Source organism: Stenotrophomonas sp. YJH_SMC_46 (assembly GCF_059370315.1).
This window is the reverse complement of record NZ_JCAFTO010000001.1, coordinates 116,868-131,224: the sequence shown is the minus strand read 5'-3', so window position 1 is coordinate 131,224 and position 14,357 is coordinate 116,868. Positions and strand designations below refer to the sequence as shown.

Here is a 14,357-nt window from a genome sequence, read left to right as displayed (position 1 = left end):
ATGATGGCTGCGGCAGTAGTGGCGATGCCGGCCGCGGCGCGGGAGACGACGGGACTGCTGCATCCGCTGTTCAGGGATCACGCCGTCCTGCAGCGTGACCGGCCCATTGCGGTCTGGGGGCACGCAAGCCCCGGGCAGCCGGTTTCCGTGACGTTTGCGGGGCAGGCGGTGAGCAGCCGGGCGGACGCCGCAGGCCGCTGGCAGGCGATGCTGCCCCCGGTGGCCGCGGGCGGTCCGTACACGCTGGAGGTAAACGCTGGGACGCGTCGGGAGATGGCGCGCGACGTGCTGGTCGGCGACGTGTGGCTGTGCTCGGGCCAGTCGAACATGGAGCTGCCGATGTGGCGCTCGCTCAACGCAGCCAGCGAGATCGCCGCAGCCACGATGCCACGGATCCGGCTGTTCACCGTGCCGCAGCACGCCGCCGTGCAGGCACAGGAGACCTTCAACGACAGCACTGCCTGGACATCGGCAACGCCTGATGCGGTGCGCGATTTCTCCGCCACCTGCTTCTACTTCGCGCGCGAACTGCAGCGCACGGTCGACGTGCCGATGGGGCTGATCGAGGCGGCGTGGGGTGGCTCGCGGATCGAGGCCTGGTCCAGCGTTGGTGCACTGCGCGGGCAGGGCGGCCTGGATGAGGCCCTCGATATCCTCGCGCGGTCTGCGCGTGATCCGCTGGAGGCACGCGCAGCCTGGGGCCGCTACTGGCAGCACTGGTGGGCCACACGCGAGGGCGCACTGTCAGGTGACGCACCATGGCGGGCGGATGCCGATGACCGCGGATGGTCGCGCGCACCGGCCACACTGGGCGCATGGGAGCGGTGGAACGAGCCCGCACTTGCCGACTACAACGGCATGGTCTGGTATCGCACGCAGGTGATGCTGAGCGCTGAACAGGCTGCACGCGGCGCGACCCTGGAGCTGGCATCGGCTGACGAGGCGGACGTGACCTGGGTGAACGGCGTGTCCGTGGGCAGCCAGTACGGCTCCGGCCAGAGGCGCTACCGGTTGCCCGGCGGACTGCTGAAGGCAGGGTCCAACAGCATTGCGGTCAACGTGCTGGACACCTACGGTGAAGGCGGCCTGGCCGGCCCCGCCACGGCATACGGCCTGCAGTTCGACAACGGTGAGCGGGTGGCACTGCAGGGTCCGTGGAAGTACCGGGTGGCGCCGGGCCAACAGGCGCCGCCATTTGCCCCCTGGCAGGCCGCCACCGGGCTGTCGACGCTGTACAACGGAATGATCGCACCGCTCGGCGCTTTCGGGCTGCGCGGCATGCTGTGGTACCAGGGTGAATCGAACACGGGTGATGGCGCGGCGTACGCGGCGCGGTTGCGTGCGCTGCGCGACGATTGGCGGCGTCAGTTCGATGCACGCACGCCACTGCTGCTCGTGCAGCTGGCCAACTATGGCCAGCCGCCGGTTGCGCCTGCCGACAGCGGTTGGGCGCAGGTGCGCGAGGCGCAGCGGCGCGTCGCCGCCGAGGATGCGCGGAGCGGACTCGCCATTGCCATCGACATCGGCGATGCCTACGACATCCACCCGCCGAACAAGCAGGAGCTCGGGCGCCGCCTGGCGCGCGTGGCCCGCCACGTGGTGTACGGCGAGCAGGATCTGGCACCGTCAGGTCCGCGGGCGGTCACGGCCGTGCGGACGCCCGCGGGCGTGTCAATCGCGTTCGAGGATGTCGAAGGCGCGCTCACCGCAACCGGCGCACTGCGTCCGATCGGCTTTGAACTGTGCGAGGCCAGGGGCCATACGCGCCACTGCGAGTACGCCGATGCCGGACTGGATGCGCGCCGGATCCTGCTGCGCGGCCCGCTGTCCACGCGCGCAACGCATGTGCGCTACTGCTGGGCCGATGGCCCGGTGTGCACGCTGCGCGACCGCAGCGGGGCGCCGGCCGGCCCGTTCGAACTTCCCATTGCCGAAGCCGAGGCCCGACGATGATGACGTTGTCCAAGCAGTCCCCTCTGGCCCGCGACAGGGCCGGCCTGAGGTCGATGGCGCGCCACCTGCTGGGGGCGTTGTTCCTGCTGTCGGCCGCAACCACCCGGGCCAGCGCGCCGCCGGATGCTCCCCCGGTGTACTTCGACTGGTTCGAGTACCGCGGCAATGACCAGGCTTTTGAAGTGCCGCTGCCGGCCGGCCACTACCGCAATCCGGTACTGGCCGGCTTCCATGCCGATCCCAGCGTCGTGCGCGCGAACGGCCGGTTCTACCTGGTCAATTCCAGCTTCACCTACTTCCCGGGCATTCCGGTGTTCGAAAGTGCCGACCTGGTGCACTGGAAGCAGATCGGCAATGTGATTGACCGCCCCACGCAACTGGATTTCGACGGCCTGAGCGTCTCGCGCGGCATCTTCGCGCCGACCATCGAGTACCACGACGGTACCTTCTACGTCGTCACCACCGCCACCGACAGTGGTGGCAACTTCATCGCCACCGCGCGCGATCCGGCCGGTCCGTGGTCCGATCCGCACTGGCTGCCCGGCATCGATGGCATCGACCCGTCACTGTTCTTCGACGATGACGGCAAGGTATACCTGGTCAACAACGATGCACCGCCCGGCCCGCCGCGCTACGACGGGCACCGCGCCATCTGGATGCAGCAGATCGATCTGGCGGCATTCAGGCCGGTCGGGCCGCGCCGGGTGCTGGTTGATGGAGGCGTGGAGCCGGCAAAGAATCCCATCTGGATCGAGGGACCGCACATCTACAAGCGGGAGGGCTGGTACTACCTGTCCGACGCTGAAGGAGGTACCGGGCCGCAGCATTCGCAGGTGGTGCTGCGCAGCCGCACGGTGTGGGGCCCCTACGTTCCCTATACGGGCAATCCGATCCTGACCCAGCGCGAACTGCCGGACGACCGTCCACTTCCGATCACCAATGCCGGCCATGCCGACCTGGTCGAAGGCCCGGATGGCTCGTGGTGGGCGGTGTTCCTGGCCAGCCGCAACTACCAGAAGCGCCACTACAACACCGGGCGCGAGACCTACCTGTTGCCGGTACGCTGGCAGGATGGCTGGCCGCAGATCCTGCCGGTTGACCAGGCCATTCCCTATGTGGCCAAGGCCCCCGCGTGGATGCAGGGCGAGGCATCCCAGGCCCCGTCGACCGGCAATTTCGTAGCGCGCGACAATTTTGATGGCCCAGCGCTCGATCGCCAGTGGCTGCGCGTGCGCGTGCCCACGCATGCCTGGGCAGACCTGCACAAGCGCCCCGGCATGCTGGCCGTGCACCCGCTCGCCGAGGATCTGGACACGCTGCGCAATCCGGCGTTTCTCGGCCGGCGCCAGCAGCATCTGCGCTTCGAGGCGAGCACCGCGATGACCCCGCCAGCTTCCGGAGTTGCCGCCGGTCTGGCGGCGTTCCAGAGCGAGGCGTACTGGTACTTCCTTGGCGTTCGGGACCTTGGCGGGGGGCGTCTCTCGCTCTTCCTCGAAGCGCGCGACGGTGGCCGCAGCACGCGGACGCTGGCCAGCCGTGAAGTACCGGTGCCTGCAGCACTGCGCCTGAAGATTGCCGGCAACGAGGGCAACTATGCGTTCTCGTTCGACACTGGCGATGGGCAGGGCTGGCAACTGCTCGCAGGCGAGGTGGACGGCACCGTCCTGAGTACGGACCGGGCAGGCGGCTTCGTGGGCGCACTGCTGGGTCCTTTCGCGCGCGACGAGCGCAACGGGAGACGCAAATGAGGCTGTCGATTTCGTCCAAGGCCCGCCGCCGTACCTGGCGCGGTGGGATCGCCCTGTTCGTACTGACCTGTGTGGCGGCCGCCGCATCCGCAGCCGCGCCGCGGCCCTGGCTGGATGTTTCGGCCAGCTTCGAGCAACGGGCCGCGGCACTCGTCGCGCAGATGACGCTGGAAGAGAAGGCCGCGCAGATGCAGAACGCCGCGCCGGCGATCGAACGGCTGGGGGTACCCGCCTACGACTGGTGGAACGAGGGACTGCACGGCGTCGCACGGGCAGGGCAGGCCACGGTGTTTCCGCAGGCAATCGGCCTGGCCGCGACCTTCGATGTTCCGTTGATGGGGCAGGTGGCCACGACCATCAGCGACGAGGCCCGCGCAAAGCACCACCAGTTCCTCCGCGAAGGCGCGCATGGCCGATACCAGGGCCTGACCTTCTGGTCGCCGAACGTCAACATCTTCCGCGACCCGCGCTGGGGGCGCGGACAGGAGACCTACGGCGAGGATCCCTACCTCACCGCGCGCATGGGCGTGGCCTTCGTACGCGGCCTGCAGGGCGACGACCCGGTCTACCGCAAGCTGGACGCCACCGCCAAGCATCTGGCCGTGCACAGCGGACCGGAGGCCGACCGCCATCACTTCGATGCACGGCCCAGCCGGCGCGACCTGTATGACACCTACCTGCCGGCGTTCGAGGCGCTGGTGAAGGAGGGCGAAGTGGATGCGGTCATGGGCGCCTACAACCGCGTGTACGGCGAGTCCGCCAGTGCCAGCCGTTTCCTGCTGCACGATGTGCTTCGACGCGACTGGGGTTTCAAGGGCTACGTGGTCTCGGACTGCTGGGCCATCGTCGATATCTGGAAGCACCACCGTATCGTCACCACGCGCGAAGCCGCTGCGGCGCTGGCGGTGAGGAACGGCACCGAGCTGGAATGCGGCCAGGAGTACGCAACGCTGCCTGCCGCAGTGCGCCAAGGGCTGATCAGCGAGGCGGAGATCGACGATGCGGTGACCCGCCTGTTCACCGCACGGATGCGCCTGGGCATGTTCGATCCGCCGGAGCGGGTGCGCTGGGCGCGCATTCCGGCCTCGGTGAACCAGGCGCCGGCCCATGATGCGCTGGCCCTCAAGGCCGCGCAGGCATCGCTCGTGCTGCTGAAGAACGACGGCATCCTTCCACTGTCGCGCGACATCAAGCGCATTGCCGTGGTCGGACCCACTGCCGACGACACCATGGCACTGCTCGGCAACTACTTCGGCACACCGGCGGCGCCGGTGACGATCCTGCAGGGCGTACGCGAGGCGGCCAAGGGCGTTGAAGTGCGTTATGCCCGCGGCGTCGACCTGGTGGAGGGCCGCGACGATCCCGGCGCCACACCGCTGATCGAGCCGACCTACCTGCGGCCCTCGGCGGAGTCGCCCGAGCGCGGCCTGCGCGGTGAGTACTTCCGCACGCCCGACCTGTCCGGCACTCCGGCCCTGGTGCGTACCGACGCGCAGATCGGCTTCCGCTGGGACCGCGGCTCGCCGACCGACAACCTGCTGGCACGCGGCGAAGCGGCACCGGGGCAGGGGATTCCCAACGACCGCTTCAGCATCCGCTGGAGCGGCCAGCTGCTGCCCCCCGTGTCCGGTCGCTACCGGCTGGAGGTGGCCGGCGATGATGGCTACCGCCTGTATCTGGACGGCAAGCGCGTGATCGATCACTGGGTGAACACGGATCGCCTGCATGCCGAGGGTGTCGAACTCGACCTGCAGGCCGGGCGTGCTTATGAGCTGAAGCTGGAGTACTACGACGACCAGCGCGATGCCGGCGTGCGCCTGGGCTGGCGCATGCCCGGCGCCAAGGCACCGTTCGATGAAGCGCTCGATGCCGCACGCGATGCCGATGTGGTGGTGTTCGTTGGTGGACTCACCGGCGATGTCGAAGGCGAAGAGATGACGGTCAACTACCCGGGCTTTGCCGGTGGCGACCGTACCGACCTGCGGCTGCCCGCGCCGCAGCGCACCCTGCTGGAGGCCCTGCACGGCACCGGCAAGCCGGTGGTGATGGTGCTTACCGGTGGCTCGGCCATCGCCGTGGACTGGGCGCAGGCGCATCTACCGGCGATCCTGATGAGCTGGTACCCCGGGCAACGCGGCGGCACCGCAGTCGGTCAGGCGCTGTTTGGCGACGTCAATCCCGCCGGCCGTTTGCCGGTCACGTTCTACAAGGCCGGCGAAGCGATGCCGGCATTCGACGACTACGCCATGGAGGGCCGCACCTATCGCTACTTCCGCGGCACGCCGCTGTATCCGTTCGGTCACGGTCTGTCGTATACGCGGTTCGATTATGGAACGCTTCGCCTCGATGCAGACAGTGTCCGTGCCGATGGCCGCCTGGGCGTGGCGGTGGATGTGGCCAACGCGGGCGCGCGCAGCGGTGACGAAGTGGTGCAGCTGTACGTGCGGCGCGAGCACGCTGGCAGCGGCGACGCCGTGCAGGAACTGCGTGGCTTCCAGCGCGTCCAGCTGGCCCCGGGCGAACGCCGCACGGTGACGTTCACCCTGGAGGCGGCGCAGGCCCTGCGCCACTATGACGAGGCGCGCGCGGCGTACGCGGTGCAGCCCGGTGCCTACGAGGTCAGGGTGGGGGCGTCCAGTGCCGATATACGTGCGCAGGGCAGGTTCACCGTGGTGCCCGCGCATGACTGATCATCCCCGCCGGCATCGATTCCGCTTCGACCAGATTCCTTTTCAAGGACGTCCGCTGCATGGCAAGCACTGAACACGCGCTATCGGTACGCGAGAAGCTCGGCTACAGCCTGGGCGATCTTGCCGCCAACCTGATCTTCCAGACCCTGATCACCTACCTGGCGTTCTTCTACACCGACGTCTACCGCCTGCCGGCTGCCACCGCGGCCACGATCATCTTCGTGGTGGGCCTGCTGGGTGCGTTCGTGTTCACGCCGTTGATCGGCATCGCGGCGGACCGCACATCCACACGCTGGGGCCGCTTCCGCCCATGGATCCTGTGGACAGCCATTCCGTTCGGCGTGCTGTCGCTGCTGGCGTTCAGCACCCCGGACCTGGGCGAGCGCGGAAAAGTGATCTATGCACTGGCCACCTACGCGCTGCTGGTCTGCGTCTACGCCGCGAACAACCTGCCCTACTCGGCGCTGAGCGGCGTGCTGACCGGCAGCATGGCCCAGCGCAACAGCCTCTCGGCCTACCGCTTCGTGGCTGTGATGGTCGCGCAGTTCATCATCCAGGTGCTGCTGATGCCGATGGTGCTGATCCTGGGCGATGGCGACCGGGTGCGCGGCTTCGAGCAAGTCATGACCGCATTCGCCATCATCGGCACGGCGTTCTTCCTGATCACGTTCGCCACCACTCGCGAACGCATCGTGCCGACGCGCGAGCAGACCGGCGGCATAGTGCAGGACCTGTCGGACCTGCTGCACAACCGCCCGTGGCAGGTGATGCTGGCGCTGACCGTGCTGGTGTTCATCAACCTGGCCTTGAAAGGCGGCACCTACATCTATTACTTCCAGTACTACATGAGCGAAGCGGCGCTGGCCGGCTTCCTGGAAAACTCTGGCTTCAACGGCCTGATCCGTGCATTGAATGGCGCCCTCGCCAGCGCCGGTTTCGCGGCGTTCACCTGGCCGAAGGATGCGGCCACCTCGGTGTTCAGCCTGTTCAACGCGTGCGGCATCCTCTGCATGATCCTGGGCATCGGCGCATCACGACGGCTGGCGGATCGCTTCGGCAAGCGCGACGTCTTCGGTGGCGCCCTGTTTGTCTCGACCCTGTTCCTGCTTGCCTTCTACCTGTTTCCACCCACGGGCGTGGCGGTGGCCTTCGCTGCCTTCATGCTGCATGGCTTCTGCTATGGCATCACCATCCCGTTGCTGTGGGCGATGATCGCCGACGTCGCGGACTACTCGGAGTGGAAGAACCATCGGCGGGCGACCGCGATCATCTTCTCGGCGATGCTGTGCGGGCTGAAGATCGGCCTCAGCGTCGGAGGCGCGCTGGTTGCGGCCATCCTTGCGCACTACGGCTACCAGGCAGGACTGGCGCAGCAGCCTGAGGGCGTGGTGCAGGGCATCCGCTTGACCGTAAGCGTCTACTGCTCCCTTCCTTTCCTGCTCGCCGTGGCGCTGCTGTTCTTCTACAGGATCGACAAGCGCACCGAGACCCGCATCGAGCAGGACCTCCACCTGCGTCGCCGTTCCGCCGACGCTTCCGCGTAAGGCCAAGATGACAACCATGATCGACCTCCATGCCGGCGAAGACGGCCAGGCCAGCGAAGCCCGTCTTGCGCAGCTCACCGCACACGCCATTTCGCAACCGCTGGTGACCCACATCTACACCGCCGACCCTTCGGCGCACGTGTTCGAGGGGCGCCTGTACATCTATCCGTCGCACGACATCGACGGTGGCCAGCCGTTCGACAACGAAGGTGGCCACTTCGGCATGCAGGATTACCATGTGCTGAAGATGGATACGCCCGACAGCACGGCCGTGGATTGCGGCATGGCGCTGCACGTGCGCGACGTGCCCTGGGCGCGGAAACAGATGTGGGCCCCCGATGCCGCCTGCCGCGATGGCCGCTACTACCTGTACTTCCCGGCCAAGGACGCCGAGGGCCGGTTCCGCATCGGCGCGGCGATCGGCACGCGGCCAGAGGGCCCGTTCGTGCCCCAGCCGGAGCCGATCAAGGGCGCGTACTCGATCGACCCTGCCGTGTTCGAAGACGAGGATGGCAGCCACTACCTGTACTTCGGCGGCATCTGGGGCGGGCAGCTGCAGAAGTATCGTGACAACCAGTACAGCGAGGCCCACGAGGAACCCGAGGGCAGCGCGCCGGCCCTGGGGCCGCGCGTGGGCCGCCTGGACGCCTGCATGACCGAGCTGGCCGAACCCACCCGCGAAGTGCAGATCCTGGATGAGCATGGCCAGCCGCTGCGTGCGGACGACCATGCGCGCCGCTTCTTCGAAGGCCCGTGGCTGCACAGGTATCAGGGTCGCTACTATCTGTCGTACTCCACTGGCAACACCCACCAGCTGTGCTACGCCATCGGCGACAGCCCGTATGGCCCGTTCACCTACGCTGGCGTGATCCTCACCCCCGTGGTCGGTTGGACCACCCACCACTCCATCTGCCAGTTCGAAGGGCAGTGGTACCTGTTCTATCACGATGCACTGATGTCCGGCGGCATCACCCACCTGCGCTCGGCCAAGTGCACACCGCTGCACATGGAGCCGGACGGAAGCATCCGCACGATCAATCCGTATGGGGCCTGAGCGCATGCTGCCGGTGGATGATGCGCTGGCCCCGCTGCTGGCCGGTGAACTGCACTGGCTGAGATGCGGCGGACTGGAGGTTGCGCTCGCCGCAGGGGCGGGCGGGCGCGTGGCGCACCTGCGTTACCGGGGCGTGGAGTGGCTGGTGGATGCGCAGGAAGGCGGGGTGGCTGCGATCGCCTGGGGCTGCTACCCGATGGTGCCCTGGGCGGGGCGCATCCGCCATGGAACGTTCCACTTTGACGGCAGGCCGCATCGGCTGCCGCTCAACTTCAACGGGCACGCCATTCATGGGTTGGGCTTCTCGCGACCGTGGCAGATCGACCGGCTGGATGCGGCGGCAGCCAGGTTGTCGCTGGCGTTACCGCGCGACGGCTACTGGCCCTTCGGTGGCATCGCCATGCTGGACCTGCAGCTGCAGGCTCACGCCCTGCAGATGCGCCTTTCGGTACAGGCCGGCGAGCAGGCGATGCCGGCGGTGCTGGGCTGGCATCCCTGGTTCCGGAAGCCTGACGGGCTGCTGTTCACGCCTCGTGCGATGTACCCGCGGGACGGGGAAGGTATTGCCACGCTGCCCTGTGTGGCTCCCACTACCGGTCCCTGGGATGACTGCTTCATCGCCGACAGTGACATCACGCTGATACGCGAAGGCCAGCACCTGCGGCTGCGCTCGGACCACGACCATTGGGTGGTCTACGACGGCACGCCGCACGCCACCTGTGTGGAGCCGCAGAGCGGCCCGCCGGACGGCTTCACGCTGGCGCCGCACCGGCTGGAGCCCGGCCAGCGCCTCGCGTTGACGTTCGACTTGGCGTGGGCAGCGGACAGGGCGTGAGCCTGGCACTGGCATGCGTCTCCCCGAACCTGCGGTGCCGGCACAGCAGGACGACCGGCTGCGGATCCTGAACACGCCGAGGAAAGGTGCACCGCTGGTCGGATAGTGGCGATCGGATCACGGAATACACACGATGGGAACATCCCAGGTCCTCGGATGGGCTACGGTGAGGCCATCGGAATCTGGGGGGATTCGTCACAGGAGCAACCGATGCCTATCAGGGCAGTGGTATACGTCAGCGAAGCCAGCCCAACTGTTGTGGGCGACAACGGGCGCAAGGAGGGCAACAGGCTGGACCAGCTGGTCGACAACGCCGCACGTTTCAACCGGGACGCCGGCGTTACCGGCGTGCTTCTCTTCGATGGCGGGCGGTTTCTCCAGTACATGGAGGGACCGGAGGACGGGTTGCGGGTGGCGTACGCGCGTGTGCTGGGCGCAACCAGCCACGCAGGGCTGGTGGAGCTGCAGCGGGGCAGGGTGGGCAACCGGCGCCTGCCGTTCTGGCCGATGCGCTGGCTTGCGGTAGAGCCCCGGCAGTTGAAGTCGCTGGCCCACGCGGACTGGGTCGGCTTCGTGCAGCGTGGCGATACGTCGGCCGGTGGGCAATCGGCAATGGATCTGCTGGTGGGACTGGTGGAGCCGTACGCCCTTGCCGCATAACGCAAGGGGATTGCCAACGTACGCTACGGGCGAGCAGTCATCTCCTGCATTTCCAGTCAACCCGCACTGCCCGCGATCACTGCATCGTGCAGATCATGCTGGCGTGCCGGTTCATTGGACGGGTCCGGACGGACGATGCAGGGCAGGTGCCATGCCGCTCTCCGCGTGAAGATCCTGCACAGTCGTGACACGGTGCTTTCACTGCCGCCGACATCCATGATGGCCACACTGCAGGCTCCTTCCAGAGCAGGAGGTGCCCGATGGCTACCTGTGATGTCTGCGGCAACGACTACGACAAGAGCTTCACCGTACAGCGAGGCGGGCGTAGCGGCACGTTCGATTCGTTCGAATGCGCGATCCATGCGTTCGCCCCGCGCTGCGCCCACTGCGATTGCGTCGTCATCGGACACGGTGTCGAGGGAAACGGCCGGATTTTCTGCTGCGCACATTGCGCCGGTCATGCCGGTGTAAAGGGTGTCGCAGACCGGGCTTGAGCCGAATGCTGCTCCATCCCGCTGGTCATGCCGGCACCAGAGAAGCAATTCGTGCCACCCGGGCTGCCCCCGAATCGGCGAGCAGCGCCATTGCCCGCTGTTTCTGTGACGGCATCCCCGCCACGGCCTCCCTTGCCAGGACGACGTCGAACTCCCTGGCGTTGGCGTCCAACGCGGTTGCCAGCACACACGAATCGGCTGTCATCCCGCTGAGCCAAAGTCGGCGCACGCCCAACTTGGCCAGCAGGACCGGCAGCGGGGTGGCGAGGAACGCCGAGTGCTTGGGCTTGAGTACAAAGTAGTGATCGGGCAGGGGCGAGAGCAGCTCGGCTATCCGCCCGGCTGCGCCCCCGTCCCGCCTGCACTGCGCAACCTGTTGTCGGAAGTCACGCTTCCAGTCGGAGAAATTGTCATTGGCATAGATGACCGGCCACCTGCGGTCATCGAAGTGGTCTCTCAAACGCCGGATCTGTCTGGCCGCCCGCTCCGCAACGGGCGCAAGATCCTGCGCGCCGGGGAAGTCGAAACGGCTGAACATGTCGATGATCAGCAAGGCCGTCGATGGATCCTGTCCCATGGCTCAATCACCTGTCTGTGCGTGCGGGGCCTCGACCGGCTTGGACTGCGGTGAATCCTTCTGGCGCAGGAAGATCGTCAGTACAACCAGGGACAGCACGGCGAGAAATTCGCTCTGCCAGTTCTGCATCGATTCAAACCAGAATGTGCTGCTGGCCAGGTGCTGCAGGAAGCCGGGTGCGGGCAGGCCCCGCAACAGCTGCTCGGCTTGCTCGGCTCGCCAGCTTCCCAACGCATGCAGCGTGAAGCTCAACAGGAACAACAGCCCGAAGGCGATTGCAAGCGAATGACCGTACACCACCTTCCAGACGCCGCCACGCCTCACCGGCCAGGGCGTAGGTCCTGGCTCGACGCGGCTCTGCTCCTGTGCAGGATCCAACGGCCGCGATTCAGCCGAGCCACGCTGGCGAAGGGTGACGGTCAGGAGAACATACATGCCCATCTGCAGGAATTCGCTCTCCCAGTTCTCGAATGTGGCGCTGACGAAGTGGCCGGTCGCCAGGTAGTGCCATAGATCGATCGGCGCGCGCCCGTGCTGCGTCAACTCCTGGTTGTGGACATGTTGCCCCGCAACTGCCTGCCCAACGATGAACACGACGGTGAGTGCAAGCAGCACCAGCGAGAGACCGTTGCGTTTCCACATGCAACACCTCGATCAGCTGTTCCAGAGACCGTGCCGAAGCATGCGCGGGCAAGAGGGCAGGGCTCGTGATCACTGCGCATCGAGGATGTGAGGCGGGCTCAACGCTTGCCTGTCGGGTCAGGATCCTGCCGCTCGTAGTCTTCAGGTACCGCCTTGGGGCCGTCCCCATCGTCGGGCATGTCGTGGTCCTTCCACCTGGCCTGGTCGTTGCGACGTTTGTCCGGCGTGTGGGCCTTCGACTGATCGTCCACGTCCGTGGTTGGATTGAAAGGCAACTTGTCGTTCATGAGCAGCTCCTGCGGCGAGAACCTGAAGCCTGCACCGCGCCGGGTTAACGCCACGGCGCCGCGGAATGAACGCCGCGCACACCCGGATGTCACCGCAGCGGGGGGACTGCCCTGCGATGCTGGTGTTCCGATCTTTCTGGAGAACCGCGATGCAGGCATTGACCTATCACGGCCGCAGGGATGTGCGCGTCGAGACCGTGCCGGACCCGGTGCTGGCGGCCGAGGATGATCTGATCCTGAGGGTGACCGCCACCGCCATCTGTGGTTCGGACCTGCACCTGTACCGGGGCAAGATTCCTGACCTGCACGATGGCGATGTGCTGGGCCACGAATTCATGGGCGTGGTGGAAGAGGTCGGCAGCGGCGTGACCCAGGTGAAACCCGGTGATCGCGTGGTGATTCCGTTTGTGATTGCCTGTGGCGAGTGCTTCCACTGCCGGCTGGCCGAGTATGCCGCCTGCGAGACCACCAATCCGGGCAAGGGCGCCGCACTGAACCAGAAGGGCATACTGCCTCCGGCCGCATTGTTCGGCTACAGCCATCTGTATGGCGGCGTGGCCGGCGGGCAGGCCGAATTCGTACGCGTGCCGAAGGCGAATGTAGGCCCGCTGCGCATCCCGGAAGGCGTGGCCGACGAGCAGGTTCTGTTCCTTTCGGACATCCTGCCCACCGGCTACCAGGCCGCGCTGAACGCTGGGGTCAAGCCCGGCTCGACGGTGGCCATCTTCGGTGCCGGGCCGGTGGGGCTGATGAGCGCAGCATGCTGCCGGCTGCTGGGGGCCGAGACCATCTTCATGGTGGACCATCTTCGCTACCGCCTTGACTACGCGCGTCGCGCCTACGGGGTGACCCCCATCGACTTCAGGGAGATCGAGGACCCGGCCGATTACATCCTGACCCAGACCAGCGGGCGGGGCGCAGACGCCTGCATCGAGGCCGTAGGCTTCGAGGCCGAAGGGAGTGCGCTGGAGTCAGCGCTGACCGCCGTGAAACTGGAAGGCAGCAGCGGGGTGGCGATCCGGCAGTGCATCGCCGCGGCCCGCCGCGGCGGCGTTGTCAGCATCCCTGGTGTCTATGCCGGCTTCATCCACGGTTTCCTGCTGGGTGACGCGTTCGACAAGGGCTTGACGTTCAAGATGGGGCAGACCCACGTGCAGGGACTGATGCCGGAGCTGCTCGACGCCATCTTGGAAGGAAAGCTGGATCCGGGTGACATCATCTCGCACCGGATGCGCCTGGCCAATGCAGCGCAGGGCTATGCGATGTTTGATGCCAAGGATGACGACTGCCGCAAGATCGTTCTGACACCGTGAGCGTGGCGCCATGAGTGCGATTGTCGTGGGCTGTGTGTACACACTGTGGTTGGTGGCCGGTTCGCTGGACTTCCATTTTCACCGCCGGACCGACCTTCCACACACCTCCGCGATGCGCGAAAGCCTGTTGCATGGGGTGCAGCTACTTCTGATCGGCAGCGGCGTGCTGGCGTGGCTGCTGCTGGAAAACACGTTGTCGCTGGTCACGCTCCTGGCGCTTCTGGTCATTGCTCACGCAATCGCCGGCTACCTGGACACCGTCAGCGCAGACGGCCGCAGACGCATCAGTCCGGCGGAGCAGCATGTGCACAGTGTGCTGGATGCCGCGCCGTGGGTCCTGTTGGCCTGGGTGGCCTGGCAGGCCCATCCTCGATGGTCGCTCAGTGTGGAACCGGCAGCACCCGGGATCTGGTGGTGGGTCCTGCTGCCGGCGTCTGGCCTGGTGGTGCTGCCTTGGCTGTGGGAGCTTCTCCAGTGCGTGAGGGCGAGAGCGAGGCGCCCGCGCTGACCGGGTGAGGATCACCGCACAGGGTATTCATGGGCAGGCCACGCTTCCAGCC

General features: G+C 66.8%; 13 protein-coding genes. 10 read left to right on the top strand and 3 right to left on the bottom strand.

Annotated elements, in window-relative coordinates; genetic code table 11:
• The 8 genes from AC5P8C_RS00680 to AC5P8C_RS00645 all read left to right on the top strand — a co-directional run bounded on the left by AC5P8C_RS00680 (position 1) and on the right by AC5P8C_RS00645 (position 10,978).
• Positions 1-1,953, top strand: coding sequence for a sialate O-acetylesterase (locus AC5P8C_RS00680; protein WP_495218384.1), 1,953 nt, complete (start codon positions 1-3; stop codon positions 1,951-1,953).
• 53 nt (positions 1,954-2,006) lie between these two features.
• Positions 2,007-3,701 carry a glycoside hydrolase family 43 protein gene (locus AC5P8C_RS00675; RefSeq protein WP_495218383.1) on the top strand — a complete coding sequence of 565 codons (1,695 nt, stop codon included), beginning with the start codon at positions 2,007-2,009 and terminating at the stop codon, positions 3,699-3,701.
• The gene (locus AC5P8C_RS00670) at positions 3,698-6,391 is read left to right on the top strand and encodes a glycoside hydrolase family 3 protein (protein WP_495218209.1); all 2,694 of its coding nucleotides are present in this window, start codon (positions 3,698-3,700) and stop codon (positions 6,389-6,391) included. Before AC5P8C_RS00675 ends, AC5P8C_RS00670 begins: the two co-directional genes overlap by 4 nt.
• Before the next feature lie 59 nt (positions 6,392-6,450).
• Positions 6,451-7,935 (top strand): MFS transporter, encoded by a 1,485-nt coding sequence (locus tag AC5P8C_RS00665; RefSeq protein WP_233652823.1) that lies wholly within the window; start codon positions 6,451-6,453, stop codon positions 7,933-7,935.
• A 16-nt stretch (positions 7,936-7,951) separates the two neighbouring features.
• Positions 7,952-8,989: a glycoside hydrolase family 43 protein gene (locus AC5P8C_RS00660; RefSeq protein WP_495218208.1), complete on the top strand. Its 1,038-nt coding sequence runs from the start codon at positions 7,952-7,954 to the stop codon at positions 8,987-8,989.
• Entirely contained in the window at positions 8,979-9,824 is an 846-nt protein-coding gene (locus AC5P8C_RS00655) for an aldose epimerase family protein (RefSeq protein ID WP_495218207.1), read from the top strand. The genes AC5P8C_RS00660 and AC5P8C_RS00655 overlap by 11 nt, the downstream gene beginning before the upstream one ends.
• 210 nt (positions 9,825-10,034) lie before the next feature.
• Positions 10,035-10,484 carry a BLUF domain-containing protein gene (locus AC5P8C_RS00650; RefSeq protein WP_495218206.1) on the top strand — a complete coding sequence of 150 codons (450 nt, stop codon included), beginning with the start codon at positions 10,035-10,037 and terminating at the stop codon, positions 10,482-10,484.
• A gap of 260 nt (positions 10,485-10,744) precedes the next feature.
• Positions 10,745-10,978 carry a metallothionein gene (locus AC5P8C_RS00645; protein WP_495218205.1) on the top strand — a complete coding sequence of 78 codons (234 nt, stop codon included), beginning with the start codon at positions 10,745-10,747 and terminating at the stop codon, positions 10,976-10,978.
• Positions 10,979-11,003: 25 nt separating this feature from the next.
• Here AC5P8C_RS00645 and AC5P8C_RS00640 read toward each other — a convergent pair whose 3' ends face one another.
• The 3 genes from AC5P8C_RS00640 to AC5P8C_RS00630 form a co-directional block, all read right to left on the bottom strand.
• Positions 11,004-11,555: a cysteine hydrolase family protein gene (locus AC5P8C_RS00640; protein ID WP_019659724.1), complete on the bottom strand. Its 552-nt coding sequence runs from the start codon at positions 11,553-11,555 to the stop codon at positions 11,004-11,006.
• Positions 11,556-11,558: 3 nt separating this feature from the next.
• Positions 11,559-12,197, bottom strand: coding sequence for a DUF6766 family protein (locus AC5P8C_RS00635; RefSeq protein WP_233652825.1), 639 nt, complete (start codon positions 12,195-12,197; stop codon positions 11,559-11,561).
• A 98-nt stretch (positions 12,198-12,295) separates the two neighbouring features.
• Positions 12,296-12,484, bottom strand: coding sequence for a hypothetical protein (locus tag AC5P8C_RS00630; RefSeq protein WP_495218203.1), 189 nt, complete (start codon positions 12,482-12,484; stop codon positions 12,296-12,298).
• A gap of 149 nt (positions 12,485-12,633) precedes the next feature.
• On the opposite strand from AC5P8C_RS00630, the gene AC5P8C_RS00625 reads away from it, so the two are divergent.
• Positions 12,634-13,797: a zinc-dependent alcohol dehydrogenase gene (locus AC5P8C_RS00625; protein ID WP_495218202.1), complete on the top strand. Its 1,164-nt coding sequence runs from the start codon at positions 12,634-12,636 to the stop codon at positions 13,795-13,797.
• A 10-nt stretch (positions 13,798-13,807) separates the two neighbouring features.
• Positions 13,808-14,305, top strand: a complete 498-nt coding sequence (locus AC5P8C_RS00620; RefSeq protein WP_019659721.1) for a hypothetical protein — start codon at positions 13,808-13,810, stop codon at positions 14,303-14,305.
• Positions 14,306-14,357 lie beyond the last annotated feature (52 nt).

Coding starts and splice junctions, on each gene's coding strand:
- AC5P8C_RS00680 (WP_495218384.1), top strand. CDS start 1: ATGATGGCTGCGGCAGTAGTGGCGATGCCGGCCGCGGCGCGGGAGACG.
- AC5P8C_RS00675 (WP_495218383.1), top strand. CDS start 2,007: ATGGCGCGCCACCTGCTGGGGGCGTTGTTCCTGCTGTCGGCCGCAACC.
- AC5P8C_RS00670 (WP_495218209.1), top strand. CDS start 3,698: ATGAGGCTGTCGATTTCGTCCAAGGCCCGCCGCCGTACCTGGCGCGGT.
- AC5P8C_RS00665 (WP_233652823.1), top strand. CDS start 6,451: ATGGCAAGCACTGAACACGCGCTATCGGTACGCGAGAAGCTCGGCTAC.
- AC5P8C_RS00660 (WP_495218208.1), top strand. CDS start 7,952: ATGATCGACCTCCATGCCGGCGAAGACGGCCAGGCCAGCGAAGCCCGT.
- AC5P8C_RS00655 (WP_495218207.1), top strand. CDS start 8,979: ATGGGGCCTGAGCGCATGCTGCCGGTGGATGATGCGCTGGCCCCGCTG.
- AC5P8C_RS00650 (WP_495218206.1), top strand. CDS start 10,035: ATGCCTATCAGGGCAGTGGTATACGTCAGCGAAGCCAGCCCAACTGTT.
- AC5P8C_RS00645 (WP_495218205.1), top strand. CDS start 10,745: ATGGCTACCTGTGATGTCTGCGGCAACGACTACGACAAGAGCTTCACC.
- AC5P8C_RS00640 (WP_019659724.1), bottom strand. CDS start 11,555: ATGGGACAGGATCCATCGACGGCCTTGCTGATCATCGACATGTTCAGC.
- AC5P8C_RS00635 (WP_233652825.1), bottom strand. CDS start 12,197: ATGTGGAAACGCAACGGTCTCTCGCTGGTGCTGCTTGCACTCACCGTC.
- AC5P8C_RS00630 (WP_495218203.1), bottom strand. CDS start 12,484: ATGAACGACAAGTTGCCTTTCAATCCAACCACGGACGTGGACGATCAG.
- AC5P8C_RS00625 (WP_495218202.1), top strand. CDS start 12,634: ATGCAGGCATTGACCTATCACGGCCGCAGGGATGTGCGCGTCGAGACC.
- AC5P8C_RS00620 (WP_019659721.1), top strand. CDS start 13,808: ATGAGTGCGATTGTCGTGGGCTGTGTGTACACACTGTGGTTGGTGGCC.